29 protein-coding genes and 1 tRNA gene are annotated in these 23,935 nt (G+C 70.3%); 11 read left to right on the top strand and 19 right to left on the bottom strand.

Annotation, left to right across the window (positions count from 1 at the left end; genetic code table 11):
* The first annotated feature begins 413 nt into the window (after positions 1–413).
* The 3 genes from AB0I89_RS30240 (at position 414) to AB0I89_RS30230 (ending at position 3,727) form a co-directional block, all read left to right on the top strand.
* Positions 414–785, top strand: coding sequence for an SCP2 sterol-binding domain-containing protein (locus tag AB0I89_RS30240; RefSeq protein WP_355052240.1), 372 nt, complete (start codon positions 414–416; stop codon positions 783–785).
* The gene (locus tag AB0I89_RS30235) at positions 785–2,845 is read left to right on the top strand and encodes a glycogen debranching N-terminal domain-containing protein (protein WP_357133678.1); all 2,061 of its coding nucleotides are present in this window, start codon (positions 785–787) and stop codon (positions 2,843–2,845) included. The genes AB0I89_RS30240 and AB0I89_RS30235 overlap by 1 nt, the downstream gene beginning before the upstream one ends.
* A gap of 129 nt (positions 2,846–2,974) precedes the next feature.
* A complete protein-coding gene (locus AB0I89_RS30230) occupies positions 2,975–3,727 on the top strand; it encodes a lysophospholipid acyltransferase family protein (protein WP_357133676.1) in 753 nt (250 codons plus the stop codon).
* An 18-nt stretch (positions 3,728–3,745) separates the two neighbouring features.
* Here AB0I89_RS30230 and AB0I89_RS30225 read toward each other — a convergent pair whose 3' ends face one another.
* The 5 genes from AB0I89_RS30225 to AB0I89_RS30205 all read right to left on the bottom strand — a co-directional run bounded on the left by AB0I89_RS30225 (position 3,746) and on the right by AB0I89_RS30205 (position 8,093).
* Positions 3,746–4,453 (bottom strand): hypothetical protein, encoded by a 708-nt coding sequence (locus AB0I89_RS30225; RefSeq protein WP_357133674.1) that lies wholly within the window; start codon positions 4,451–4,453, stop codon positions 3,746–3,748.
* A 71-nt stretch (positions 4,454–4,524) separates the two neighbouring features.
* Positions 4,525–5,238 (bottom strand): response regulator transcription factor, encoded by a 714-nt coding sequence (locus tag AB0I89_RS30220; RefSeq protein ID WP_357133672.1) that lies wholly within the window; start codon positions 5,236–5,238, stop codon positions 4,525–4,527.
* Positions 5,211–6,356, bottom strand: coding sequence for a hypothetical protein (locus AB0I89_RS30215; protein WP_357133699.1), 1,146 nt, complete (start codon positions 6,354–6,356; stop codon positions 5,211–5,213). The genes AB0I89_RS30220 and AB0I89_RS30215 overlap by 28 nt, the downstream gene beginning before the upstream one ends.
* 43 nt (positions 6,357–6,399) lie before the next feature.
* On the bottom strand, positions 6,400–7,578 hold the full coding sequence (locus AB0I89_RS30210) for an ATP-binding protein (RefSeq protein ID WP_357133670.1): 1,179 nt from the start codon (positions 7,576–7,578) through the stop codon (positions 6,400–6,402).
* Positions 7,579–7,697: 119 nt separating this feature from the next.
* Positions 7,698–8,093, bottom strand: coding sequence for a VOC family protein (locus AB0I89_RS30205; protein WP_355052246.1), 396 nt, complete (start codon positions 8,091–8,093; stop codon positions 7,698–7,700).
* A gap of 116 nt (positions 8,094–8,209) precedes the next feature.
* Between AB0I89_RS30205 and AB0I89_RS30200 the strand changes: the two genes are divergently transcribed.
* Positions 8,210–9,229 carry a hypothetical protein gene (locus AB0I89_RS30200; RefSeq protein ID WP_357133668.1) on the top strand — a complete coding sequence of 340 codons (1,020 nt, stop codon included), beginning with the start codon at positions 8,210–8,212 and terminating at the stop codon, positions 9,227–9,229.
* A 6-nt stretch (positions 9,230–9,235) separates the two neighbouring features.
* Here the strand turns inward: AB0I89_RS30200 and AB0I89_RS30195 are convergent, their stop codons facing one another.
* The 4 genes from AB0I89_RS30195 to AB0I89_RS30180 form a co-directional block, all read right to left on the bottom strand.
* Positions 9,236–10,135 carry a septum formation family protein gene (locus tag AB0I89_RS30195; RefSeq protein ID WP_357133666.1) on the bottom strand — a complete coding sequence of 300 codons (900 nt, stop codon included), beginning with the start codon at positions 10,133–10,135 and terminating at the stop codon, positions 9,236–9,238.
* Positions 10,136–10,227: 92 nt separating this feature from the next.
* Positions 10,228–11,253 (bottom strand): hypothetical protein, encoded by a 1,026-nt coding sequence (locus AB0I89_RS30190; RefSeq protein ID WP_357133664.1) that lies wholly within the window; start codon positions 11,251–11,253, stop codon positions 10,228–10,230.
* Complete coding sequence (locus tag AB0I89_RS30185) at positions 11,253–11,750, bottom strand: SigE family RNA polymerase sigma factor (protein WP_357133662.1); 498 nt, start codon at positions 11,748–11,750, stop codon at positions 11,253–11,255. The genes AB0I89_RS30190 and AB0I89_RS30185 overlap by 1 nt, the downstream gene beginning before the upstream one ends.
* A 47-nt stretch (positions 11,751–11,797) precedes the next feature.
* Positions 11,798–12,028, bottom strand: coding sequence for a GntR family transcriptional regulator (locus AB0I89_RS30180; protein WP_357133660.1), 231 nt, complete (start codon positions 12,026–12,028; stop codon positions 11,798–11,800).
* A gap of 294 nt (positions 12,029–12,322) precedes the next feature.
* On the opposite strand from AB0I89_RS30180, the gene AB0I89_RS30175 reads away from it, so the two are divergent.
* Together AB0I89_RS30175 and AB0I89_RS30170 are read left to right on the top strand one after the other, a co-directional pair.
* Entirely contained in the window at positions 12,323–12,541 is a 219-nt protein-coding gene (locus tag AB0I89_RS30175) for a hypothetical protein (protein ID WP_357133658.1), read from the top strand.
* On the top strand, positions 12,538–12,858 hold the full coding sequence (locus AB0I89_RS30170; RefSeq protein WP_357133656.1) for a hypothetical protein: 321 nt from the start codon (positions 12,538–12,540) through the stop codon (positions 12,856–12,858). Before AB0I89_RS30175 ends, AB0I89_RS30170 begins: the two co-directional genes overlap by 4 nt.
* On the opposite strand, the gene AB0I89_RS30165 is transcribed toward AB0I89_RS30170, so the two are convergent.
* Positions 12,794–13,828 carry an NAD-dependent epimerase/dehydratase family protein gene (locus AB0I89_RS30165; protein ID WP_357133697.1) on the bottom strand — a complete coding sequence of 345 codons (1,035 nt, stop codon included), beginning with the start codon at positions 13,826–13,828 and terminating at the stop codon, positions 12,794–12,796. The genes AB0I89_RS30170 and AB0I89_RS30165 overlap by 65 nt on opposite strands.
* Positions 13,829–14,017: 189 nt before the next feature.
* Positions 14,018–14,386, bottom strand: a complete 369-nt coding sequence (locus tag AB0I89_RS30160) for a hypothetical protein (protein ID WP_357133654.1) — start codon at positions 14,384–14,386, stop codon at positions 14,018–14,020.
* Between the two features lie 136 nt (positions 14,387–14,522).
* Here AB0I89_RS30160 and AB0I89_RS30155 point away from each other — a divergent pair, with 136 nt between their 5' ends.
* The gene (locus tag AB0I89_RS30155) at positions 14,523–14,918 is read left to right on the top strand and encodes a contact-dependent growth inhibition system immunity protein (protein WP_357133652.1); all 396 of its coding nucleotides are present in this window, start codon (positions 14,523–14,525) and stop codon (positions 14,916–14,918) included.
* Here the strand turns inward: AB0I89_RS30155 and AB0I89_RS30150 are convergent.
* The 3 genes from AB0I89_RS30150 to AB0I89_RS30140 are packed head-to-tail and all read right to left on the bottom strand — an operon-like array spanning position 14,874 to position 16,209.
* Complete coding sequence (locus AB0I89_RS30150) at positions 14,874–15,152, bottom strand: hypothetical protein (protein WP_357133650.1); 279 nt, start codon at positions 15,150–15,152, stop codon at positions 14,874–14,876. The genes AB0I89_RS30155 and AB0I89_RS30150 overlap by 45 nt on opposite strands.
* Before the next feature lie 10 nt (positions 15,153–15,162).
* On the bottom strand, positions 15,163–15,618 hold the full coding sequence (locus AB0I89_RS30145) for a DUF6228 family protein (protein ID WP_357133648.1): 456 nt from the start codon (positions 15,616–15,618) through the stop codon (positions 15,163–15,165).
* Between the two features lie 27 nt (positions 15,619–15,645).
* Positions 15,646–16,209: a dihydrofolate reductase family protein gene (locus AB0I89_RS30140; RefSeq protein ID WP_357133646.1), complete on the bottom strand. Its 564-nt coding sequence runs from the start codon at positions 16,207–16,209 to the stop codon at positions 15,646–15,648.
* Positions 16,210–16,534: 325 nt separating this feature from the next.
* Here AB0I89_RS30140 and AB0I89_RS30135 point away from each other — a divergent pair, with 325 nt between their 5' ends.
* Both AB0I89_RS30135 and AB0I89_RS30130 read left to right on the top strand, forming a co-directional pair.
* Positions 16,535–17,860, top strand: coding sequence for a hypothetical protein (locus tag AB0I89_RS30135; RefSeq protein WP_357133644.1), 1,326 nt, complete (start codon positions 16,535–16,537; stop codon positions 17,858–17,860).
* 29 nt (positions 17,861–17,889) lie between these two features.
* Complete coding sequence (locus tag AB0I89_RS30130; protein ID WP_357133642.1) at positions 17,890–18,150, top strand: hypothetical protein; 261 nt, start codon at positions 17,890–17,892, stop codon at positions 18,148–18,150.
* 34 nt (positions 18,151–18,184) lie between these two features.
* Here the strand turns inward: AB0I89_RS30130 and AB0I89_RS30125 are convergent, their stop codons facing one another.
* The 3 genes from AB0I89_RS30125 to AB0I89_RS30115 form a co-directional block, all read right to left on the bottom strand.
* Positions 18,185–18,565 carry a VOC family protein gene (locus AB0I89_RS30125; protein ID WP_357133695.1) on the bottom strand — a complete coding sequence of 127 codons (381 nt, stop codon included), beginning with the start codon at positions 18,563–18,565 and terminating at the stop codon, positions 18,185–18,187.
* 297 nt (positions 18,566–18,862) lie between these two features.
* Positions 18,863–19,651, bottom strand: coding sequence for a ribosomal protein L7/L12 (locus AB0I89_RS30120; RefSeq protein WP_357133640.1), 789 nt, complete (start codon positions 19,649–19,651; stop codon positions 18,863–18,865).
* A gap of 394 nt (positions 19,652–20,045) precedes the next feature.
* Positions 20,046–20,118, bottom strand: a tRNA-Arg gene (locus AB0I89_RS30115).
* Positions 20,119–20,275: 157 nt separating this feature from the next.
* Here AB0I89_RS30115 and AB0I89_RS30110 point away from each other — a divergent pair.
* Positions 20,276–20,971 carry a hypothetical protein gene (locus tag AB0I89_RS30110; RefSeq protein ID WP_357133638.1) on the top strand — a complete coding sequence of 232 codons (696 nt, stop codon included), beginning with the start codon at positions 20,276–20,278 and terminating at the stop codon, positions 20,969–20,971.
* 207 nt (positions 20,972–21,178) lie between these two features.
* Here AB0I89_RS30110 and AB0I89_RS30105 read toward each other — a convergent pair whose 3' ends face one another.
* The gene (locus AB0I89_RS30105) at positions 21,179–22,231 is read right to left on the bottom strand and encodes an alpha/beta hydrolase (RefSeq protein WP_357133636.1); all 1,053 of its coding nucleotides are present in this window, start codon (positions 22,229–22,231) and stop codon (positions 21,179–21,181) included.
* A 230-nt stretch (positions 22,232–22,461) separates the two neighbouring features.
* Positions 22,462–22,881, bottom strand: a complete 420-nt coding sequence (locus AB0I89_RS30100; RefSeq protein ID WP_357133634.1) for an HPF/RaiA family ribosome-associated protein — start codon at positions 22,879–22,881, stop codon at positions 22,462–22,464.
* Between the two features lie 305 nt (positions 22,882–23,186).
* Between AB0I89_RS30100 and AB0I89_RS30095 the strand changes: the two genes are divergently transcribed.
* Entirely contained in the window at positions 23,187–23,903 is a 717-nt protein-coding gene (locus tag AB0I89_RS30095) for a single-stranded DNA-binding protein (RefSeq protein WP_357133632.1), read from the top strand.
* The last annotated feature ends 32 nt before the right edge of the window (positions 23,904–23,935 follow it).

Here is a 23,935-nt window from a genome sequence, read left to right as displayed (position 1 = left end):
ACCCCCCCCCCCCACCCAAAACCCCCCCCCCCCCCCCCAACCCCCCCCCCCCCCCCCCCCCCGCCCCCCCCCCCCCCCCACCCCCCACCCCCACCCCCACCCCCACCCCCCCTCCCCGCCCTCAGCCCGCCCCCAGCCGCCCTCGGCCCGCCTCGCCCCGGTGATCAAGAGGTTCGCGTCACGACACGCCGAGAACGGTGACGCGAACCTCTTGATCACCGGGGCGGAAGGGCAGAGGGGAGGGGTGGAGGGGGTGGGGAGGGGAGGAGGGGAGGGGGAGTGCGGGCGGTCACCCTATTTGGGCGAGGTTGGGTTGCTGGGGTCGGGGGACCCGTGCGGGGACGTGCATCGCGCGACGCGTGGCGCGCGGGGTGTGATCGCCGGGGCCCGGCCGACTGGGAGGAGTGGACCCGATGGTGGACGCGACCACGAGGTTCTTCGAGGAGCTGGACCGGCGGGGGTACGAGCCTCTGCTGGCGAAGACCTCCGGGACACTGCGGATCGACCTGCACGAGGGGGCACAGACCCGGCACTGGCTGCTGAAAATCGACCGTGGGCGGCTCAACGTGAGCCAGGAGGACAGCGAGGCCGACACGGTGATCGGCGCCAGCCCGATGCTGTTCGACGAGATAGCGGCCGGCCGTGAGCACGGCCTGGCGGCGCTGTTGCGTGGGGACATGACGGTGTCGGGGGACGCCCGGCTGGTGGTGCAGGTGGAGCGGATCTTCCCCGGGTCGCCGGACGCCCGTGGGCCGCGTCGCCGATTCGCGGGGGAGGTGCGGTGATGGGGCAGAGCAACACGATCCGGATCCTGGACGGCAGCACATTCGTCGTCTGCGAGGACACCGGCGACATCGAGGCGACGCCGAGCGAACCGACCGGGCTCTTCTCCCTCGACACCCGATTCCTGTCGACGTGGGTGTTGAGCGTCAACGGTGAACGCCTCAACTCGCTCTCGTACGACGACCTGCAGTACTTCGAGTCCCGGTTCTTCCTCGTGCCGGGGATGGCCACCCACTACGTGGACGCGAAGTTGTCGATCATCCGCGAGCGCGCGGTCGGCGGCAGCTTCTGCGAGCGGCTCACCATCCTCAACCACGACGAGAAGGCGGTCGATCTGGAGATCCGGATGGACGCCGCGGCCGACTTCGCCGACCTGTTCCAGGTCAAGGACGAGATCCTGAACAAGAAGGGCGAGATCTATACCGAGGTCGAGGCCGACAAGCTGCGCCTGGGCTACCGCCGGGGCAACTTCCGGCGCGAAACGATCATCTCCTCGTCGATGTCGCCGCGCTACGACAACCGGGGTTTCGCGTACACCGTCCGCCTGGAACCGAATGAGCAGTGGGAGGCGCAGATCGACGTGCAGACGCGCGCGGTCGGCCCAGGGGACCGGGACCTGCGGATGGGTCTGCGCGTGCACGGCGGCGAGCGGCTGGCCCTGCAACACGACCTGGAGCAGTGGATCGCGGACGCGCCGAAGGTCAACAGTCAGTACGGACGGGTTGCCAGCACCTACCGGCGCAGCCTGATCGACCTCGCCGCGCTGCGCTTCTCGCCGCTGTCGCTCGGGGGCGCGACCCTGCCCGCGGCCGGTCTGCCCTGGTTCATGACCATGTTCGGCCGGGACAGCATCCTCACCTGCCTCCAGACGCTGCCGTTCACGCCGCAGTTGTCGAAGACGACGCTGCGCATCCTCGCGTCCCTCCAGGGCAGCCGGTTCGACGACTTCCGGGACGAGGACCCGGGACGGATCCTGCACGAGATGCGGTACGGCGAGACCGCCGCCTTCGAGGAGCAGCCACACTCGCCGTACTACGGCTCGGTGGACGCGACTCCGCTGTTCCTCGTGCTGCTCGACGAGTACGAGCGGTGGAGCGGGGACGTGGCGCTGGTCAAGGAGTTGGAGCAGGAGTCCCGGGCCGCGCTCAAGTGGATCGACAGTTACGCCGACCTGGTCGGCAACGGCTACATCTGGTACGAGCGCCGCAACACCGAGACCGGCCTGGAGAACCAGTGCTGGAAGGATTCCTGGGATTCGATCTCCTACTCCGACGGCACCCTGCCGCCGTTTCCCCGGGCCACCTGCGAGGTGCAGGGGTACGCGTACGACGCGAAGGTCCGCGCGGCGCGGATGGCCCGTCAGTTCTGGGACGACCCGGAGTTCGCCGACCAGTTGGAGCGGGAGGCGGCGGAGCTGAAGGAGCGGTTCAACCGGGACTGGTGGGTGGCCGACGGCGAGTACTACGCGCTGGCCCTGGACCCGGACGGTCGCCAGTGCGACATCCTCAGCTCCAACATCGGTCACCTGCTGTGGAGCGGGATCGTCGATCCGGCGCGGGCCGAAAAGCTGGCGGCGCACCTGGTCGGGCCGCGACTGTTCTCCGGCTGGGGGGTGCGCACGCTCGCCGAGGGGGAGGCCCGGTACAACCCGATCGGCTACCACAACGGCACGATCTGGCCGTTCGACAACTCGTTCATCGCCTGGGGCCTGCGTCGCTACGGGTTCGCCGAGGAGGCCGCCACCATCGCCAACGGCATCCTCGACGCGGCCACCTACTTCGACGGGCGGCTACCGGAGGCGTTCGGCGGCTACCCGCGGGAGCTGACCAAGTTCCCGGTCGAGTACCCCACGGCATGCAGTCCGCAGGCCTGGTCGACGGGTACGCCGCTGCTGCTGTTGCGCACGATGCTCGGTCTCGAACCGCACGACGGGCACCTGGCGGTCGAGCCGCGTCTCCCGGTCGGGATGGGCCGGATCGAAGTCCTGGACATTCCGGGCCGTTGGGGGCGGGTGGACGCCTTCGCCCGAGGTCGGCTCGATCTGCACAGTCTCTCCGACTGAGCCGCGCCCGGCACACCGGCGGCGGCGCGCCACCCGCGTCGCCGCCGGGCCGCCACCCAGGCGCGCCACCCGCGTCGCCGCCGGGCCGCCACCCAGGCGATCCCCAGCCGGGCACGGTAGATTCTGCGGATGCCGGAGCTCGTGTACCCGCCCGTTATCGCCGCTGCCAAGACGTTGTTCCGGGTCCTCGACCTGAAGATCACCATCGAGGGCGCCCACCACGTACCCCGCACGGGCGGGGCGGTGCTGGCCAGCAACCACGTCAGCTACCTCGACTTCATCTTCGCCGGGTTGGGCGCGAACGCCTCCGGTCGGCTCGTCCGGTTCATGGCCAAGCAGTCGGTGTTCGCGCACCGGATCTCCGGTCCGCTGATGCGCGGCATGCGCCACATCCCGGTGGACCGGCAGGCGGGCGCGGCCTCGTTCCGTACGGCCGTCGACGCGCTCAAGCGCGGGGAGGTGGTGGGCGTCTTCCCCGAGGCCACGATCAGCCGGTCGTTCACCGTCAAGGAACTCAAGAGCGGCACCGTCCGGATGGCCCGTTCGGCGAAGGTGCCGGTGCTGCCGGTCGCGCTGTGGGGCACCCAGCGACTCTGGACCAAGGGCCGTCCCCGCACCCTCACCCGCCGGCACACGCCCATCACGATCCTCATCGGCGAGCCGATCCTGCCGGCGGACTTTCCGGACCCGAACGTGCTGGCCGCCGAGTTGACCACCCGGCTGAGCGCGCTCGTGGAGCGGGCCCAACGCGAGTACCCGGACGCGCCGGCCGGCCCGGAGGACACCTGGTGGCTGCCGGCGCACCTCGGTGGGAGCGCGCCGACGCCACAGGAGGCTGCCGCGCTGGACGCCGAAGGGGAGGAGCGCGCCCCCAGCCTCTGAGGACGGCCGGCGTTCGCGTCAGTTACGCCCGGACGTGCCGTCGGCGAAGCCGTCCCAGGAGCTGGGTTCCGGCCCCGAGCGGTAGTAGTCGTCGCGGGAGCGGAACTCCACCGGCAGCGAGCCGGGCAGGGTGATCCGGGTGTCCCCGGCGAGCAGCGCGGGGCCGGCCCGCAGCAGCAGGACGTCGCGCTCCTGGGCGGAGAGGTCCACCAGTTGCGGGCGGGTCAGGCGGAACATGGCCACCGCCCGGCGGACCTGCTGGGCCAGCGCGACGACCTCACCCGGTGACCCACCCAGGGCCAGCGCCGGCTGCTGGATCGTCCGCAACGCGTCGCAGACGATCATCAGTTGTGGCGGCTCGGCGGGCAGCTCCAGCCGGGACGGCCACTGCCAGCGGATCTGGCCGGTCATCAGGCCGGTCACGCGGCCGGTCGGCCGGGGCCGGGGAGCGTCGTCGGCGACCAGCGAGAGCTGCGAGCCGGTGCCCACCCAGCAGATCCGCTGGTCGGTGACGGTCACCGAGACGGGCCCGGGGAGCTGCCAGGCACATCGTGTCTCCGTCGGCCCGAGCAGGTAGCCCGCCACGAGCAGCCGGTGCCGCCCGAGCACCTTCTCGCCGGGCAGCGGGCGCATGTCGTACCGCCGGTCGAGGGTGGGGCCGGCGTCGTCGTCCGGCGCGTCGAACCGGTGCGGGCCGATGAAGAAGGGGGACGCGTCGGCCTGCATCGTCACGACCTCCCGGTGAACTGGCTGTGCGTTGAGCTTCGCCGATCCGTCGGCCACTGTCATGACGCCCGTTAGGGGGTCGGCCGGTCGTGCGTCGCCTGTGACCGGTAGATGCCGATCTCCTCCGGGCGGACGAGGCCGTCCTCGATCGCACGGGCGAGCAGCGCCGCCTTTGTGGCTGCCGGTCGCCCCGCCCGGGTGTACTTGATCCGCGCGCGGTCAACGTACTGCTTCACGGTGTGCTCGCTGATCTGCATCCGACGCGCCACCGACGCCTTGGACATCGACTGGAACCAGAGCAGCAGGGCCTCCCGCTCCTTGTCGGACAGTGCCGGTCGGTCCGGTCTCGGGTCGCCGACCATCGCGCCGGCCAGCGCCGGAGGCACGTACGGGCGGTCACTCGCCGCGGCCAGCACGGTCGCCACGCAGTGTTCGCGGCCCTCGTGCTTGGCCAGGAACGCCACCGCCCCGGCGTCCAACGCGGCGAGCATGGTCTCCGGGTCGGTGTGCTCCGAGTAGACCACCACCCGCCGCCCGGTGGCGCTCAACTCGGCCAGCTTGTCCAGCGCCATCCGGCCGTGCAGCCGCAGATCGAGCAGGACGACGTCGGCGTCCGGCGCGGCGCGCAGTACCTCGTCCGGGTCGTCCCCGGTGGCCAGCACGGTCAGTCGCGGTTCGCTGGCGAGCCAGGCGCGTACCCCGTCGACGACCACCGGATGGTCGTCGACGATCGCCACCCCGACCGGCCGGTCACCGGTCATCCCGACCACCGGGTCTGCGCCCATCTGATGTCCCCGTCCCGTTCGTAAAGGTGCTGCACCGGCCCGTCCTGGTGTTCGGTGGGCGGGCCGGTCGCGTCCGGCCCCTCCCGGTCCGGCGTGACGAGGCTGACCACCACCTCGTCCGGGCCGGACACCACGGTCAGGCGGGCCCACCCCCGGGCGTCGGCGAGCAGGCTGGTGAGCGGGTCGGCCAGCCGGCGACGGATCTCCACCGGCAGCGGCGGCGGGTTGCCGATGGCGACCAGGTCGATCGGCAACCCGTTGCGTTCGGCCAGGTCCACGGCGGCCCGTAGCTCGTGCAGGAGCGGGTCGGGCACGTCGTCGGATTCGGCGATCAGGCGACGCAGCCGGGCCGCGGCCAGTACGCACCGGCTCTGCACCTCCGGGTCGGCCGGGTCCGCCTCCCCGGCGGCCAGCTCGCCGAGCACCCGCCCGGCGGCCGCGCCCACCAGGGCGAGCCGGTCACGACGTTCCTGCCGGCCCTGCTCGGCGGCGGCCCGTTCGGCGGCGATCGTGTGCATCGCCGCGGCTGCGACGGCCCGGTCCCGGGCCAGGCCGACGATCACCGCGCTGCCGGCGAAGACCGCCACCGGCAGCGTGAACGTGCCGTAGACGTACATCGTGTAGCGGGCCAGGTCGGCCGCGCTCGGCGCGTACGCGAGGACGGCGGCGAGCGCGATCATCGCGTGTGTGGTCAGCAGCGCGACGAGACCGCCGACCCGCCGCCCCCACATGGCGAGCACGAAGAACCAGCCGAGCGTGCCCCACACCCAGTTGGCGGCGGTGAACAGGTGTGGTTCGCCGACCGCCGCGAAGACCGCCGCGTCGACGGCGACCAGCACCCCGGCGAGCGGCCACGGCGGCAGTGGCGTGCCGCGCAGCAGCCGGACGCCGGCCACCGCCCCGGTCACGGCGACCAGCACCCAGCCGCCGAGCACGACCGTCGGTGCGGAGAACTGCGCGCGGGTCGCCAGCACCGCCGGCAGTCCGATCGCGACGTGCCAGGCCAGCGCGATGGCGACGGCGACGATCCGGGCACCCCGGTCGGAGGCCTGGGCCACGGCGGCGGGCGCGGCGAGCACCGACTGCTCGGGCCCGTCGACCGGGCCGGGTCGAGGCACCGGTAGGGCACGAATGCCGGCGCGGTCCGCCGTCGCGCCGAGGTCAGCCGCCACCGGGCCACTCCAGTCGAATCCGGGTGCCGGCGCCGGGCGCGGAACACACCTCGGCCCGCCCGCCGACCGCCGCCATCCGCCCCTGGATCGACTCGCGCAGACCGTACCGGTGCGCGGGGACGGTGGCCGGGTCGAAGCCGGGGCCGTCGTCGACCACCTCGGCCACGATGGCGACCGCGTCGCGGCTCAGCCGCAGTGTGGTCCGCGCGCCCGGGGCGTGCCGGACCACGTTGGACAGCGCCGCGTAGGCACTCTCGGTGATCGCGTCGGCCACCCCGGCGGGCACCGCGCAGGCGGTCAGCTGCAGGCTCACCGGCAGCTCGGGCAGCCGGTCGGGCACCGTGCGCAGCCGCTCGTCGAGCGGCACCGGGCCGTCGCCGGGCGTCGGGCCGCGGTCGGTCAACGCGACGAGGGTACGCAGGTCGGCGGCGCACCGCTCACGGAACGTGGCCGACGGGCCGGGTACCGCGCCCAGCCCCACCATGGTCAGGGTGCCGAGCACCGTGTCGTGCAGGTCCCGGTTCTGCTGGCGCTCCGCCTCCCGGGCGGTCCGGGCGACCAGCGCCTCCCGGGTCAGCCGCTGGTGCTCGGCGAACGCGTCGTCGGCCCGGCCGATCCGGCGGCGCATCACCCCCGTCATCATCGCGGTGCAGGCCGTCTGCACGAGCAGGGTGGCGGCGTGTGCGCGGGCCTCGGTGACATCGCCGGCCGCCTGCGCGCCCGTCACGTAGGCCGCGGTCACCAGCAGTCCGGCCGGGATCGACCAGCGGACCTTGGCGGTGGCCTGCGCGTTGATAACCGTGGTGCTGGCGAGCACCGCGATCCAACTGCCCTCGCCGGGCAACACCTCGGGCGCCACCAGGCGGGGGATGAGCAGGCAGGCCACTGCGGTGATCGCGACGTCACCGGCGACCAGCGCTGGCGTGATCCCGTGGCGCAGCGCGCGGACCGCGTACCAGAGCGACCACCCGGTCAGCGCGGCCACGCCGGGCAGCAGCAGGGCCGCGTCCACCGGCGGGGTACGCACCGACAGCGCCACGGCGGCGCCGACCAGCCCGCACGTCAGCCGCAGCAGGGCCGGCAGGGTGGTGAAGATGAAACTGAACGCCCCGCCGGCAGGATTGTCCAGGGTGGGCGGTGGCACGGTCGGGGCGGCAGTCGCCGGCATCGGGAGGTGTCCTTCCGACAACGACCCGGTCCCGGGTCCGCGCGGCGGAGATCGACATCGGAGAATAGCATGGCGGACGGTGAGCGTTCACCCACCGTGCGCGTGGTGTCGCCTTGTCGTCACTCTGCGCTGCGGGGTTGGATCAGGTCCCAGCGGTTGCCGTAGAGGTCGACGAAGACCGCCACCGACCCGTACGCCTCGTGCCGCGGCTCCTCGAGGAACCGCACGCCGGCCCCGACCATCCGGGCGTGAGCTGCGGCGAAGTCCTCGGTGTGCAGGAACAGGCCGACCCGGCCGCCGGTCTGGTCGCCCACCCGTGCCCGTTGTTCGGCGTTGCCCGCCCGAGCCAGCAGCAGGGCCGTCTCCCGAGCCCCGGGAGGTCGGACGACCACCCAGCGTGAGCCGTCCGGGCGAGGCGTGTCCTCCACCAACTCGAAGCCGAGCCCGCCGACGTAGAAGTCGATCGCCTCGTCGTACTCGTTCACGAGCAGCGCGACCAGTCCCAGATGTGCCATCCGCCCATTCTGCCGAGGGAAGCTCCGACGGCGGCGGGCGGTGTCACCCGTGGTTGGCGGCGTCACGCGGGAACCCCGCCGGCCGCCCGGCCGTCTCATCCGGCGGTGGAGAGGTGGTGAGCGGGATGCGCCCGGGCGGAACGAAACTGGTGGGGACGCTGCTCGGTCTGGGGTTGTGCGGCCTGGTACTGACCGGCTGCGCCAGACCGGTCGACACGCCGAAGGGCCCCGGCCCGGCCGAGATCGCCGAGAAGTGGACCTCCTGCGCCGAGATCGCCCCGCAGGCGGGCGTCGTGCTGCCCGTACCCCCAGGATCGGCGACGTCGCCGCCGGCCGGGGTCGAGCCGCGTGTCGGCCGGATCGACCCGGCGTTCACGCCGGTCGCCGCCGTGCTCTGCGGGCGACAAATCGTGCCGGGGGCCGCTGGTGGACGGGAGCAGGTGGCCACCGAGCGCCGCGCCGACGACATCGGTGAAGTGGTCGCCGCCCTGGGCCTGGCCGACGAGACACGCGGCCGCGGGGAGGTCGCCTGCACCGCCGACATGCTCGTCCCGCCCTGGCTGGCGCTGCTCGACGACCGGGGCCGCTGGTTGCGCCCGTACCTGCCGATGGATGTCTGCGGCAAGCCGCGCCCGGAGGTCCGCGCGGCGCTGGACGGGCTGCGGTTGACCACCGTCGACAGCCGTACCCTCGGAGTTGTCGAATCTGCGGCGGCCGAGGCCGCCGGATGCGCGCAGCGGTGGGCGGACATGGTGTGGGTAGAGGCCACCATCGGTGGTCCCGCCCGCGTCGCGCCCGGCACCGCGCCGAAGACCGGGCCGCTGCGGCTCTGCGTCTACCAGGTGCCCCCGTCCGAGCGCGGTGGCGGCAAACCGGCCGGTGACTTCGTGTACGGCCGGCCGCTGCCGCCCGAGCGGCAGGCGGCCGTGCTGCGGGCGTTGGCCGGCACGCGACCGGCGGCCGACTGCGCGACCCCGGCGTCCCGCTTCGCGGTGCTCCGGGCCGTCGACGACAACGGGCCGGAGTGGTACGTCGAACTCGACGCCTGCCGGCGCTTCCTGGTGGTGGCACCGCCCGGCGGGTCGCAGCTCGGGCAGGGCGACGCCGCGCTGGCGGCGCTGCTGGGGCCGAGCTGAGCCGCCTTACTGGTACTGGATCGGCAGCGCCTTCTTGCCGCCGCCGGCGATCGAACGCTTGACGTTGGTGCCGCCGGACCAGTAGTAGCAGCGCACGCCGCGATCACCGCGCTCCCACAGCGAGCGGTTCGGAAAGCGGTACGAGGTGCCGGTGCGGTAGATCAGGTCGCCGTCCACCGGCAATTTCGCGTACCGGGCGATGACCTTGCGGCAGGCGGCGTGGATGGAGTCCTCGTCCCGGGTCGAGTCAAACCAGGAGCGATCCGGCGCCATCCAGGTGCCGGCGTACTCGAACTGATGTCCGGCGGTGCAGGCGACCGGCCGCAGCATGTGCCACTTGTCCTCGTTCATGCACCCGTAGTGCAGCGGGGAGCGGCTGGCCAGGGCGTTGCGCAGCGATCCGCCCCGCTGGATCGCCGCGTCGCTCTCGCCGTTCGGGCCGTTGACCTCGTCCAGCTCGAAGATGTCGCACCGGTACCAGCGCGCGCCACCCGACCAGGCGGCCGGCGACGCCACCGTGACCTGCACCGAGAGTCGGGCGTCGCGCCAGTCGCCGCCCACGAACTGCTTCGCGCGCTTGTCGCAGTCGGCGAAGGTCGACCGCAACGTCGCCGACTCCGTCTTGGGTGGCGCGGTGCGGGTGGCCAGAGCGCCGGTGAAGGTGCCGACGTGGAAGGTTTCCACCTTGTGGGTCGTCGCGCAGTCGACGGGGGAGTAGCTGCTCAGGTACGACGTGGTTTCGGCGGTGGGGTGACACTCGTCGGCCTTCGGGACGAACTGCTGCGCCGCCGCCATCGGCCGCCAGTCGTCGGCCAGGTCACCATCCGTGCCGGCCGGCGTGCCGCAGCCCGTTAGCACCAACGTGAGGAACGCAGCCGTGAGCGCCGCCCAGCCGTACCGTCGCATGTGTTTCTCCCCGTGCCCCCGTGTCGAACGCGCGCAGCATATGGCACCGCCACGACGGACCGGCACCGTCTTCCGGTGCGGCCTGGTTGGCCTTACCGCCAGGTGTCGGGGCGGGCCAGGTCGCCAGTCGGCCGGTACCCGCCGAGGATCGCCAGGCCGTCCGCCTCGGTGTAACCGTTTCCCCAGCCCTTGCGGAACGCCTCGACGAAGCAGGGTTCGACGGTCATCTCCAGGACGTCGCTGCCCTGGCGACGGGCCCGGTACGGGCCCGCGACGAGGTCGGCGGACCTGACCTGCTGGCCCGGAGCGGGCTGCGCCCGGACCGTCAGCCAGCGGCCGGCGTCGTCGCCGACGACGAGCGAACCCTCGACGAAGGCGGCCTTCTCCGACCGGCCGAGGGTGACCGAGCATTCGAGCAGCCGTGCGCCGGCCGGCAGCGACTCCAGGCGGAACGGCACCACACAGCGGCGGGCACCGTCGAACCGCACCCGGCCCGCCGTGGCGATGGCCTCGTCGCTGGTGGGCGCGTACGTGTCCAACTGCGCCCAGAGCCCGTCGGCGGGCTGCCAGCGGACGAACCACAGCTTCTGGTCGCCGGACGGATCGAACCAGGCGACCCCTGGCCGGTCGCCGACCCGTACGTCGGTCCGGGGCTGCGGCCGGCCGGACGAGGACAGGGTCTGCGGCAACGCGTCCAGCGCCGCGACGCTGCGCGCCAGCGCGAAACGCGCCGCGCCGTCCGGGCCCCGGAACTCGACGCTCTCGGAGCCGCGCCCCGCCCGCCACGTCGCGTATTCGGCACCACCGACCAGCGCGTCCGCCGAGAAGTGCACGGTGGTGGGGTCGGCGCCGACGGCCAGCCCGTTCTGCACGGTTGCCTCCGGCAGCAGGAGCGTTGTGGCTGGCGGTATCGGGTCGTCGGCGCTGGGGATGGTCAGGCCCACCGCGGCGAGGGCCACACACGCCGCCGCCGCGCTCGCGGCGAGCAGCCCACGGCGACGTCGCCGCAGACGACGGCCGTTCTGGCGGGCGTGCTCGACGATGGGCGTCGGATCGATGTCGCCACCGGCGCGATGCGCGAGCGTGGCGGCGAGCCGCCGATCGAGGTCGCTGACCATCAGAGGTCTCCTGCCCGTGCGGGGGTTGGTGCTTCCTGCCGTCTGCGCAGCGTCGTCAGGGCGCGCTTCGCGTGGGTGCGTACCGTGCCGGTCGAGCAGGCGAGGATCCCGGCGATCGTCATGTCGTCGAGATCCTCGTAGTAGCGCAGGACGATCACGGTGCGCTGACGCGCCGGCAGGTCGGACACGAGCCGCCACAGCGCGTCGCGCTCGGCGACGCCGGCGGCCTCGTCCACGTCACCCGCCCGATCGAGTACGGCGGCGACGGTGACCTCCCGGCTGCTACGACGACGCCACCACGAGTGGTGGGTGTTGACGAGCATGCGCCGGACGTAGGCATCCGGCTGATCCGTCCGCGAGATACGCCCCCAGCGGGCGTACGCCCGGGCCAGGACATCCTGAACCAGGTCCTCGGCCCGATGCTCGTCGCCGGTCAGCAGCCGCGCGAGCCGCACCAGCGCCGAGGTGCGGGCGAACGCGTATTCCTCGAACGTCACGCCCTATTAACGCCGCGGGCCGGGTCGCCCGTAGACACCCGTTCCGACTACTTGTCGCTCACGTAGGTCCCGCGCTGCGGCACGGTCATGACCAGTCCGCGCTCGCGCAGCAGGCGCACTGCCGCCCGGACCGTGCCGCGGGCGACGCCGTACTCCTGCTGAAGCGTGGACTCGCTGGGGATCGGTCGCTTCGGTGGCAGCTCGCCGGTCTCGATCCGTTTGGCGATCACGTCTGCGAGCTGCACGTACATCGGCGTCGGAGACAGCGGATCGATCATGAACGCAACTTAGGGCACGTCCATGGACGTCTAGACCTCCAGTACGTCTATGGACGTACACATACGTACAGCGCTGTGGTGACGGCAGAGAGGTTGACAGTCGGTAGGAGGCCGGATGCGAAGGGTCAATTTCGATGACTATCTGCTGTCGACGGCACTGACGCTCGCCCGCCGTCACCGTCCGGCCTGGAGTTGGGAACGTTGGCGTTACGTGTGCCGCTGTGGTGTGGAGCTGCCCTGCCACTCTCGCCACCGCATCCCCATCAATCGGGGCCTCTGGCCGGGCGAGGACCAATGACGCGGCACGGGCCGACCCTGCCGCTCTGGCTCTGCGAGACGTGCGACCGGCCCTGGCCGTGCGTCGCGCGACGAGAGGAACTGCGGGGCGAGTACGCGGAAGCTTCGTGCGCGCTGAAGCTCTACCTGGGCATGTGCTTCGCCTCTGCCCGCCAGGACATGAGCTGGGCGCCACCGGAGGCCCTTCGGCTCCGCTTCCTCGGGTGGGTGCCGTGACCGCGTTCAAGGCGGGTGATGTCGTGCTGATCGGTGCGGCGTGTTCGGTGCAGTTCAGCGGAGACCGCGTGCTCCGCGTACGGCTCGTGTCGATCGGCGCGGTCGACGCATACCACGGGTGGGTGTGGTTGACCGGCTACGTCCTCGACGCGAAGGGCACGGCCACCGACAAGCGGGAGGTCTACGTGCGCAGCACTGGCATCAAGGCTTGTAGCCCGTCGTCATCTTCAGCGCGGTGCGAGCGCTCGGCCGTCAGCTCGACCGGTCGTGTGAGCGGTGCCAGGCGGCCAACACCTGTGCTTCCTTCTCTCGGCTGATCCCGATTTCGGCGGCCCGCTCGTGGTTGCCGGTGTCCTCGCTGTCGACCAACCACCGCCAGGTGTCCCGCACGGTCAATTCGAGAGGTCGGGTGCGGAGGCCGGCGGTCTGTGCGGCAGCGGTGTCGACGTTCCACACGCCGTCGAAGGTGCGCCAGAGCGGCAGCTCGGACCACTGCCGGACGCCCTGAGCGAGCAGAAAGTCGTCAGGAATCCAGGTGAATGAGGCATCGCTCCTTGTCGAGTGGGCGCAGTCCGCCAGTAGTTCGCCAAAGGTCGCGTTACCCACCGGTGCGCAGATGTTGAACGTGCCAATCAAGTCGTCGGTGATGCTGCGCAGCGCGAACGCGGCCAGGTCGCGTACGTCGATCGGCTGAACTGTCCGGTTGGGCGAGCCTGGCGCTAGCACCTCGCCGCCAACGGCCACGCGGCCTAGCCACCAGGGCAGGCGGCCGACGTATTCACGCGGGCCGAGCACGACACCAGCCCGCAGGATTGTGGCTCGGTCCGCTCCGAACGCAGCGAGTGCGGCTGTCTCGCAGCCGGCTTTCTGATAGCCGTAGCGGGTCGGTCCGTCCTCGGTGTCCGTGCCGTAGTCGGGGCAGGCGTCCGGTGGGCAGTAAAGCACCTCAGATTGCTCGCTCAGCGGCTTGACCGGCCAGTCTCGATAGACGCTGAGCGTCGACACGAATACGTAGCGATGGGCAACGGGGGCGAGCGCGTGAGCGACGTCGAGGACGTTCCTTGGCACGTAGCCCGAGGTGTCGACAACGGCATCCCAAGGCCCGGCGGTCGCCAGAGCAACGACGTCCGCATGACGGGTCCGGTCGCCTCTGATGTTCCGCACGGCTTCCAGGAAGGGATCTGAGGTACCGCGGTTGAAAGTCGTCACCTCCCAGCCGGCACTGATAGCAGTCGTAACGACGGCATGCCCCACGAACCAGGTTCCGCCAAGCACCAGCAACCGGATGGGTCCATCTTGCGCCTTGGCCGGCTGCGGGGCTGTATCTCGGACGGCTGGCAACTAGAGGCAGATCCAGCAGTAGATGTGTTCCCCGTTTGTGCGCGCTCGGCGGGCCAGTCCAACGAACTCCCGCAAGCGCGACAGCATGGCCTCAGGTCCCGTGTCGCTGTATTGGGACAGCTCCTCGATGTGTGACTACCGCTCAGCCAGGCCCGGCAACTGGTCATCCGGGATTTCCGCAAGCACGTCCCGGGTGCGATCGCTCAACACGACGACCCACGGTCCTTCGTACTCACGGTCCTCAGCAGCACCGTCCGGCCAGATGAGCCGTTCCCCGACAAGGTTGGGTTCCCATGGCACGTCGAGGGCGAACGAGACGACCTGGCCGAGGACGACGGGCGGATCGATCCCTTTGCCGTCCACAGCATCCTCGACGGGCGAATCTCCCGCGCACACCACCGGGCCGCCATCGGTGACGGCCATCAGCTTTGCGACGGCCTCGTCGTCCGAAGCTCGGAAGTAGTCGTAGAGAACACCCACAGAAGTCTCCCGATCGGCTGCCACGTCACCACCTGTGGGGCGGCCGGGAGAACGTACACGCGGGCAACGCCATTTTGCCAACTGACCGGGGGCAATCCCTGCCGAGCGAACGTCACAGGCAGCAGACCTGCTGTGTGGCGCGCGGACTACCCTGACCGCCGTGACGACGATCGAGGAGCTTGAGCGGGACAGGTGGCCGGATCCCGGTCCGGATGCCACGTTCCTCATCACGCGCTGCAGCGAGTTGCGGCGTAAACCGTTGGCTGAGTTCACGGCCGAAGACCTGCGGATCATGCTCGGGCAGGAGATCGCTGTGCCCGCCCTGCTGCCCCGTGCGGTACACGTTCTGCTCAGCGATCCGCTGGCCGAAGGTGACTACTACCCGGGCGACCTGCTCGCCAACGTGCTGCGGCTGCCTGACTCGGCATGGTCGGAACTGAGGGTGGAACGCCAACGGCTGGCATCTCTTCTGACGGAACTCGTTGCCGGTCCAAGTTCTCCGACCCGGACCTCAAGCCGCGCGACCCGTACCGACGGCCTCGTGACGCCATCCTGACGTTCGTCGGCAGGTGAAAGCGATCTTGCCGCCGGTCCTGAACACCACGTCGCTCGCTGGACGTGGTGAGAACAGCCCATCGTTCGGCGTCGCGTCGGGGATCCTGACGATGAGGTACGGCCCGGTTCCGGGTGTTCCGGCCAGTCCCACCAGCTCGTACTGCCATGCGTCGTCGGGCCGGTTGTAGTACGAGTTGACCTCGTATGGCTTGCCGTCGTGATCCCAGATATCCATCCCGGCAGGATCACACATCCTCGTCAGAAGGCACGGCGAGCAGGCCCCGGACGTCGGCCGCCAAACTGGTCATCTCCTCGCCCGCCTCTATCGTGAAGACAACGCGGGCTGACCACGCATCGTCGGTATATGCCTGCCGGGCCCGCCTCAACAACACGCCGATTGCTACGTGGCCGCTCCCGTCGTGGTGGGCATCAATCTCCATCGCACCTTCGAGCGAGCGCCACGTCCGTCCGCCTCGCCAGCCTCGCCAGTCATCCGCCAGAGACTGGAAGAACCAACCAAGACCTTCGTTCTCGGGCGCCCAGCGACCCGCCAGCGTGGCAGTGGTCTCTGCCGTCACGCCGTCGTCGGATATCTGTGCTCGCACCACCCACACGTAGCCGTCGCCGTGCGGATCGGTTGGGGGATGCAGTGTCCATTGGCTGCTCGATCCGAGCGATCGCAGCACGAAGGGCTCTTCCACGGTCATCATGATGCGGGAGTTGCGTTCTCAGCGTTTGACCTCGTACCTGGTCAGGAGCACGCCGCCAGGGAACGTCCGGGTCTCCACCAGGCTCAGGTTCACCCACTTGTCGAGGGCGGTGAAGAACGGTTTGCCGCCGCCGATCAGGACCGGGTGGGTGACCAGCACGTACTCGTCGATCAGCCCCTCTCGCATCGCCGTCGCCGCGAGAGTGGCGCCGGCGATGTCCAGCGGACCGCCGTCCCCGTCCTTGAGTCGGGTGATCTCAGCGACCGCGTCGCCGGTGTGCAGGCGGGCGTTCCAGTCGACCGTGTCGATCGTCGAGGAGAAGACCACTTTCGGCATGTCCCGCCAGCGGCCGGAGAACTCGATCGATGCCGGTGTGGCACCCGGCTGCTGGTCGGCGGTCGGCCAGTGGGAACTCATCGCCTCCCACAGTCTGCGCCCGTACAGCGCCGTGCCGGTCGCCGCCACCCGGTCGGACCAGAACTGGAACAGCTCGTCGCTCGGCACACCCCACCCGAGGTCGTCACCGGGCGCGGCGACGTAGCCGTCCAGGCTCACGCTCATACCGAAGGTCAGTTTCCGCATCGTGCCAGTCTTCCGTAAGCCGCTATCGCCTACAGACCAGCACATCGCGCGAGATTCGTCGGTGCGGCCACGCCGGGGGTCGATTCGTCATGACGCTCGGGGCCAGCCCAGGAAAACCCCCGCCCCACCGCCCGCACCTGCTTATTCTCATTCGGTAGGCACCGGATCCGGAGGATCCTCGCTTCCTGCCACGGGTGGGAAAGACACCTGAAAAGGTACGAAGGCGTGCTGGCGAGATCGCGCGGTCTGCCACGCCGACCTGGCGCTCCGATCCGGGTCCCCGTCACGCCCGACGGCACCGCTCTCTCACCACGACGGGGGCACGATGATCAGCTACCCCATCGCACAACGCGCCCGCCGGGGCCGCTTCCGGCCCGGGGTCGCGGTGGTGCTTCTGCTGGCCGGGCTGCTGAACGCCGCCACGCCGGCGTGGGGTGCCGACGGCGGTCCGACCAGCACCGTCGAGGTGGCCTCCGACGGGGACGTGGTCGGTGCCCCCACACCCCTGCGCAACGTCCCCTCGGTGATCGCCGACGTGGCCGACGGCGAACTCATCGTCTACCGCATGCCCGGCATTCGGGGAGACCAGATCAACGCCACCGCGATGCTGTTCCTGCCCACGCAGGCACCCCCGGCCGGCGGGTGGCCACTCGTGGTCTGGGGGCACGGCACCGTCGGGTGGGCCCCGGAGTGCGCACCCAGCGTGCAACTCCAGGAGCACGGCAAGTGGGCCGACGGACCGAACGCCGCCCTGTTGGCGGCCATCCTGAAAATGAACATCGCCGTGGTCGCCCCGGACTACGAAGGACTCGGCCCGGTGGCCGACGGTGTTCCGGAGGGGCACGGCTACTACAACCTGGCCAGCGAGGGAAATTCGATGGTCTACGCGGCGGTGGCCGCGCAGCGACTCCTCGGCGACCGGCTGTCGGGTCAGTGGGTGCCGGCCGGATGGTCGGAAGGCGGCTTCGCCGCCCTGGCCGCGGCGTACTACTCCGGCCGGGCCGCCATGGCGGATCCCGACCTGGAGTACCGCGGCACCATCACCCTCGCCCCGGTACCGGACGTGCCCGCCATGAACCGGGTCCTGTGGAACGACATCGAGCGGGCCGCGCGCTCCGGTCTCCCGCCGACGGAACACCAGATCGAACAGCTCGTCTTCGCCAACGCGGAAACGATCTACTTCACCAGGACCGAACGCTACGCCGGCTACGACATCGACCCGACCGTCATCTACGGCCCGAACATGCTGAAGTTCTACCGCGAGAACTGGCGCACCTGCCTGGACGACCTCAACCGCCTGGTCAAGCAGGACATCCAGAACTACCTGGCCGCGTCCCCGGCGAACCGGCTGACCACCTATCCCGGCATCCGTGGCGACACACCGAACTCGTTGCCCGAGAACAGGCGGTTCTACGCGGAGAACCAGGGCAGGTTGGAGAACGCGACGCTGCCGGGCTCGATCCTCTGGCTGTACGGGACCGACGACATCACCAGCCCCGCCACGGTCACCTGGAACGTCGTCAACAAGATGCTGATCAACGACAACGACGTCAACCTCGCCGTCCTGGAAGGGGCGGGCCACTACGACGTCTCCACCGCCGGTCTACCGCTGATCCAGGCCCGGCTCAAGCAGCTCTTCACGATCACGTAAGGCCGTCCGATGCATCTGATGAGGCGGCAATGACCGAGGACGACAACCGTCCGCTGAAGCGGGTCGACAGCCTGGACGACCTGGTCACCTGGCTGCGGTGGCTAGCTGATGATGTCGCTCGCGATCCAGACGCGGTCGAGAACATGACCACAGACCGCTACCTGGAGGCGTGCGCGGCGTTCCTACAGGACCGAAGCCGCCTGCAGAGGCGTGCCGGCCAACCTCTCCCGGCGCAACCGACCTGGCAACTCCTCGCGGACGCCCTGCGCGCCGGCTGCTTCTACGAGTAGCCGCTACGGCCTGCGCCGTAGACGAATGGAGTCGTCAGAGCTGCTGGACGATCTGGATCGGATTGCCGTCCGGGTCGGCTGTCCACGCGATCAGCAGGCGGTCGAGCCAGCGGTGCGGTGCGGCCAGGGCGGGGGCGCCGTTCGCCGTGAGGGCCGCGTACGCGCCGGCGGTGTCGTCGGTCCAGAGGATCACCGCCGCCCGCTGACCCTGCGGCACGGGATCGAGTCCGTGGTCCTCGCGCGTGGAGGCGACCGAGGCGATACCGATCTTGTAGCCGTCGAGCGTCAGGTCGATGTGGATCGGCTCGCCCTCGGTCGGCACCCGGAAGGTCTCGGTGAAGCCGAGACCGCCGTAGAACTCGGCGGCGCGAGGGACGTCCTCGCTGAAGAGAATCACCTGAGGAGTTCGGAACATCGACACGCGGCGACGCTATCAGCGGACCCAGGCGCAGGGTCAGGTTTGGTGAGCGGCAGTGGGGCGCAGGTGTTCCCGTTGCGGGTCGTAGCAGACAAGCCCATGATCGGCCGCTAGTTGCGCTGCTGCCGCTGATACCTCGTCGGCCCGGTTGAAGGGGATCGTGCAGCGTTCCGCGACGGCATCGACGTAGGCGCGGATCCGGGCCCCTGGAGCAACCCCGACATCGATCGTCCCGCCTGGCGGCCGGGAAACACCTCTTCCGGTGGGGGCGGGCGCGCCTGGACGACGGATGAATCACCGGATGTCAACTGTGCAGCCTTCGGCTTCTAGAATGGCCGCCACACGTCCTGCCTCTTCGCGGCTGATGTTCTGTAGAACAGTCGCCGGAGCTGACTCAACCAAGTCTTTGGCCTCTTTGAGGCCGATTCCGGTCGTCTGGCGAACTGCTTTGATTGCCTGAATGATCCCGTTCTTTCCGTAGCTCATCAGAACGACCGAATAGCCGTCCTGCGGGCGAACTCTCAGTAGTTCCCGCACTCCTTCAAGAACTTCTCGCAGCACGTCACCAGTGTCGCGCACCTCCGGGGCGACCTGCGACTCTGGGCTCTTGGATATTGCGCCTACAGCATTCGAGAAATCGGCCCAGCTGCGATCGAACGCCTTCTGAAGCCGAGTGGTGCTGAGCGGTGCGGAGCATGTCTCGTTTATGGACGAGACAAGCCTGAGCATATCTTCGCTATCGGTGGCCATGGTGGCCTGAAACTGGGCGATAGGCCCAGTGACATCGGCTGGTTTGACGTTGAGAAGCACTGGGCGGACCCGAGCTTCGGTGAGAGATTTGGCCAGAGCGCCCGCCTCGAAGTTGAGCCATGGAGAGCTGACGTTCTCGGCGGTAACGCAGATTATTCCCTGGCTTCCCTTTTGCAACCTCGCGCCAACTTCGGCTAGCCAGCGTTGGCCTTTGGCTATGTCTTCAGTGGACATCCACGGGGTCACCTGCTGGATAACTTCCGGCAGCCAATCACGAAGAGACCGGGCCAACTGGTTGCTTCTCGATCCCGACCAGCTAATAAAAACTTCCATCAGTATCCTCAGGAATGCGTTGGGCGCTCTGGCAAATATTGCCGAGTAACGATAGTCGGCCTGGCGCTACTGAGCAACACCCTTCGGATTGGTCGAACGGTTGACGACGCACCCAACCATCGGGCAGGGGCTGAACCATCTCGGTATCTCCACAGGCAGGCAGTGAGCTTGGTGAAGACTTCCGAAGATGAGGAGAACGGTGGCTCCTGATGGCCTGGCCTCCGCAACCTGTTTCCCTGCTAGTTGCCCGTCGCGCGGAGATGTGTAGATGCATTTCTCGGGTGTCACGCGTCGTGGTGTGCTACCCAGAAGACGGAGCGGTCGCCTCGGTCGTTGGGGCCAACGCGGATGACGTGACCGCCGCGCCAGCGTCCGGCATGGCCGGAACTACCTGTGCGCCCGGCAGGATTCGAACCTGCGGCCTTGGGATTAGAAGTCCCCTGCTCTATCCGCTGAGCTACGGGCGCGCGGCGTGGAAGTCGCGCCAGAAGGGTACCGCCGACCCACCGCGTGTCGGGTCGATGGGTGCCGCCTCCACGTTGCCGTGCAGAGTCTCACGAGGCGGCTCCGGTCGGCATCCGGGTTCCCGCGAGGAGGCCGGTCGTCTCCCCGTACCCTCGGCTGGTGTTGCTGGACCCCGACGCCGAGAGCAGCGTCGCCTATGAGCTGTGCCAGGTCGTCGGTCGGGCGATCCTGCCCTACCGGGCGGCCGACGCCTACGGCACCGCCTTCTTCTTTCAGGGCGGCGACGACCCGGTGGGGGAGGCGCTGCTGACGGCGGCCGACCTCGTCGGCGCGGCCGGCGGTGAGCTGGGCCTGCGGACGAGCGTCACCGAGCCGGCGGGCGTCGCGCCGGACGCTGTCGCCCAGGGCGAGATCGTGCCCGGTTGGTCCAGCTTTCCGGGTGACGGGGTCGCGGTACTGCCGACCGCTGGCCTGCACCGCTACGCCGGCGACGGCGGCTGGCGGTGGCGCGTGCAGCCGGTACCGGCGGAGATCGCCGCCGGGCCCGAGGCCGTCGCCGACCTCGGCGCCGACGCCAGTTCCGCTTTCGTGCTGGCCCATGGGGTACGCGAAGACGGCTCCCGCCCCCTGGAGGTGGCGATCGAGCGCGTGGTCCGCGACGGGGACGACGTGCGGATCACCACGGAACTACCACCGGGGTACGTGGGTGCGCCCGTCTTCGTCGTGCAGGCCGACGCCACGGGCGACGTGTCGCTGTACTGCCTCGGCCTGGTGCTGCCCGGCGTCGGCGGGCACCCGGTGGCGACCTTCGACCGGATCGGCGCGGTCCTCTCGGCCGCGCGCGGCGACGCCTGAACCCGGCTCGACCGCTCAGTCACCGCCCACCTTCCTTCGGCGCTGCTGGCCCGCCGAGCGGGACGGATCAGTCGCACGAGCGCGCCGACGTTTCCGAGGCTGCTCGGTCGCTGAGCGCCGTCGCCCCGGGGCGGTCAGCTCGTTCGGGCCGGCGGACAGGTCGCTGACCACAGCTTGGGCGCGGGCGGTCGTCCGAGCTGGGTCGGATCAGTCGCCGACCGCTGTTGCCTCGGCGGTGTCGGTCGACGGGCGGCGGCTCTGCGGCAGCGTGGGCGCGTCGGTGTCGGCATCGTCGTCGGCCGGGGCGGTGGGGCCGGCGGCCAGGAACGCCTCGGCCCAGCGACCGACCTCGTCGAAGACCTTCGCCCGTACGACCGGGCCGGAGAGCGTGAGGTCGTGCAACCCGCCGTCGAAGCGGGCCAGGGTCACGTGCTGGCCGAGGCGGGGCGCGTACTTCACCATGTGCCCGACGTCCAGCACCGCGTCGGCCAGGGTGGCGTTGTCGTGCCACTTCTTGCCCCGGAAGGAGCGGGTCGAGCAGGCCAGCAGCACCGGCACCGGGATGTCCAGGCCGGCGCGCAGCCGACGCTGGCCGGTGCGGATCGCGTTCAGCCAGCCGGCCCGCACCGGGAACCCGGCCAGCGGCTTCCAGGCCAGGTCATAGGTCCACTCGCCGCGGTGGTCGGCGTGCAGGCTCTCGCCGTACACCGTGCCCAGGCCCAGCGGCAGCACGCGGTGCGGCGCCCTGCGGCCCAGCCGGGCGACGGCGGCCGCGAGGGGTCGACGGACCACCCAGGGAGCGTTGAGGTCGAAGAAAGGGCTGTTCAGGACCAGGCCGTCGACGATGCCGGCGTCGCGGCGGGCGTCGGCCCAGAGCGAGATGATCAGGCCGCCGGTGGAGTGGCCCATCACCAGCAGGGTGTCGTGCTCGTCCTCGCCGCGGATGATGTCGGCGGCGGCGTCCAGCTCGGGAAAGTAGTCGCTGATGTCGCGGCAGAAGTTCGGCGTCTGGTGCGCGAGCAGACTACGACCGTACTTGCGCAGGTCGAGCGCGTAGAAGTCCCAACCACGCTCGGCGAAGAAGTCGGCCAGGTGGGTCTGGAAGAAGTAGTCGACGAACCCGTGCACGTAGAGCACCGCCCGCCCGGTGGGCCGCTCGGCCCGCCGCCGGACCAGGGTCGCGACAACGGGACCTTCGTCGTCGGCGCCCAGGTCGATCGTCCGCCGCTCGTAGGGCAGCCCCAACACGTCCGGTTCCACAACCGCGACGCTACGCCGCCCTGCCTACCCAGCGGTAGCCCCGCCCCGCCCCGCCTCGCGCTCTCGCCCTGCCCGGCCTACTCGCCCGCGCCCGCCCTCGCCCGCGCCGGCCCCGCCCCTGCCCGCGATCTTGCACTTTCTGTTGCGGCATAACCACTGGAAAGCCGCATATCGGCGTCCGAAAGTGCAAGATCGCGGGGCGGGGGCGGGCGCGGCGGGCGGGTCGTGGGTCAGACCGTTTCCGCGTCGGCGCGGGCCGGGTCCTCGTCGATCGGGTCGATCTCGCCCTGGGGCTGCGGGATGTCGCGCAGGTGCTTGTTGTTGCGCGGCTCCTGCTTGGTCTTGGCGTCGTTGAGCTTGCGACGCAGGTCGTCGCGGACGTCGTTGAGGGCGGCGTGCAGGTCCTCCTCGGTGGAGGTGGTGACGATCTTCTGCCGGCCGGCGATCCAGCACTCCAGCGTGACCTTCTGACCCCGCGCCTCCCGGTCCTTCACCGACACCTCCAGCTCGGTGGCGTCGGCGTGGAAACCGGCCAGCCGGGCGTCGAGGGTGGCGAACTGCTCGGCGATCCAGTTGCGGTCGCCCTGCGAGAACCCCGCGCCGACCCGCAGGCACTCGCCCACGGTCGCCGGGTTCGTTACGGCGCTCATCGCCGCACCTCGGAAACGGTCGCGGAGCCGAAAGTAGTGATCGTCATGGTGCTGACCTCTCGTCGACGTGGAGCTTGTCGGTGGTGCGTTGATCAAATCCATACCCAGTTCGGTCGGCTCCGGAACCGCCCTTGGCCGTTCGGGTGGGTCGGCCGTACTACAGCAGGGGCTTGATCAGGGCGTTGTCCACAGGTGGCCCGTTGTCCACAGGTCCGGGTGGCGGCGCTGGCGGTGGCCGTCGACATCGCACAGGCTCGATGCCGAGTCGACTCGCGCTGGCACATCCCCGATCCCCTGGAGGGACGATGTTCGACACGTACGTCACGATTGTCGGCAATATTCTGACGGCGCCCGAGTGGCGCCGGACCAAGGAGAGCAACACGCTGGTGGCCAATTTCAAGGTCGCCTCCACAGCACGCCGCCTCGACCGCGACAGCGGCCGTTGGGTCGACGGGAATTCGCTGCGTGTCCGCGTCAACTGCTGGCGCAAGCTCGCCGAGGGCGTCGCCGCGTCGGTGATGGTCGGCGACCCGGTGGTGGTCTGCGGTCGGCTCTACACCCGCGACTGGATCGACGAGGCCGGCACCCACCGCACCCTCTACGAGCTGGAGGCGGTCGCCGTCGGCCACGACCTCTCCCGGGGACGCGCCCGCTTCCTGCGTAACCGGCCGACCATGACCACCAGCATCGTCGAGGACGCCGCCACCGAGAGCCGCGTGCACGGCGAGCCCACCGAGCCGGTACCCGCCGAGGAGGCCCCGGCGCTGCCCGACGACGGCCCGCTCGACGACGACTTCGAGCTGCCCGAGTACGCCGCACCGCGTACCAGCCCTCTGGGCCACGGCCCGCTCGACGTCGCCCTGGACGACGACGGCCGCACCCTCGCGGCGGCGGCGGACGACGCCGACCCGGAGGACGACCCCGACGACGAGTTGGGGCCGGTACCCGACGAGGGTCAGCCGGATGTCCCGTCGTCCGGTCGGGGCCGGCGGGGCCGAGGCCGGGTGCCGCAGCCGGCATGAGTGTCGGGTCCCGGGGCGGCAGCGCGGCCGTG

The sequence above is a fragment of the Micromonospora sp. NPDC049801 genome, from assembly GCF_040656575.1.
Lineage (GTDB): Bacteria > Actinomycetota > Actinomycetes > Mycobacteriales > Micromonosporaceae > Micromonospora.
This window is presented reverse-complemented; position numbering and strand designations above follow the sequence as displayed.

Coding starts and splice junctions, on each gene's coding strand:
- AB0I89_RS30240 (WP_355052240.1), top strand. CDS start 414: ATGGTGGACGCGACCACGAGGTTCTTCGAGGAGCTGGACCGGCGGGGG.
- AB0I89_RS30235 (WP_357133678.1), top strand. CDS start 785: ATGGGGCAGAGCAACACGATCCGGATCCTGGACGGCAGCACATTCGTC.
- AB0I89_RS30230 (WP_357133676.1), top strand. CDS start 2,975: ATGCCGGAGCTCGTGTACCCGCCCGTTATCGCCGCTGCCAAGACGTTG.
- AB0I89_RS30225 (WP_357133674.1), bottom strand. CDS start 4,453: ATGCAGGCCGACGCGTCCCCCTTCTTCATCGGCCCGCACCGGTTCGAC.
- AB0I89_RS30220 (WP_357133672.1), bottom strand. CDS start 5,238: ATGGGCGCAGACCCGGTGGTCGGGATGACCGGTGACCGGCCGGTCGGG.
- AB0I89_RS30210 (WP_357133670.1), bottom strand. CDS start 7,578: ATGCCGGCGACTGCCGCCCCGACCGTGCCACCGCCCACCCTGGACAAT.
- AB0I89_RS30205 (WP_355052246.1), bottom strand. CDS start 8,093: ATGGCACATCTGGGACTGGTCGCGCTGCTCGTGAACGAGTACGACGAG.
- AB0I89_RS30195 (WP_357133666.1), bottom strand. CDS start 10,135: ATGCGACGGTACGGCTGGGCGGCGCTCACGGCTGCGTTCCTCACGTTG.
- AB0I89_RS30190 (WP_357133664.1), bottom strand. CDS start 11,253: ATGGTCAGCGACCTCGATCGGCGGCTCGCCGCCACGCTCGCGCATCGC.
- AB0I89_RS30180 (WP_357133660.1), bottom strand. CDS start 12,028: ATGATCGATCCGCTGTCTCCGACGCCGATGTACGTGCAGCTCGCAGAC.
- AB0I89_RS30175 (WP_357133658.1), top strand. CDS start 12,323: ATGACGCGGCACGGGCCGACCCTGCCGCTCTGGCTCTGCGAGACGTGC.
- AB0I89_RS30150 (WP_357133650.1), bottom strand. CDS start 15,152: ATGGATATCTGGGATCACGACGGCAAGCCATACGAGGTCAACTCGTAC.
- AB0I89_RS30140 (WP_357133646.1), bottom strand. CDS start 16,209: ATGCGGAAACTGACCTTCGGTATGAGCGTGAGCCTGGACGGCTACGTC.
- AB0I89_RS30135 (WP_357133644.1), top strand. CDS start 16,535: ATGATCAGCTACCCCATCGCACAACGCGCCCGCCGGGGCCGCTTCCGG.
- AB0I89_RS30130 (WP_357133642.1), top strand. CDS start 17,890: ATGACCGAGGACGACAACCGTCCGCTGAAGCGGGTCGACAGCCTGGAC.
- AB0I89_RS30125 (WP_357133695.1), bottom strand. CDS start 18,565: ATGTTCCGAACTCCTCAGGTGATTCTCTTCAGCGAGGACGTCCCTCGC.
- AB0I89_RS30120 (WP_357133640.1), bottom strand. CDS start 19,651: ATGGAAGTTTTTATTAGCTGGTCGGGATCGAGAAGCAACCAGTTGGCC.
- AB0I89_RS30100 (WP_357133634.1), bottom strand. CDS start 22,881: ATGAGCGCCGTAACGAACCCGGCGACCGTGGGCGAGTGCCTGCGGGTC.
- AB0I89_RS30095 (WP_357133632.1), top strand. CDS start 23,187: ATGTTCGACACGTACGTCACGATTGTCGGCAATATTCTGACGGCGCCC.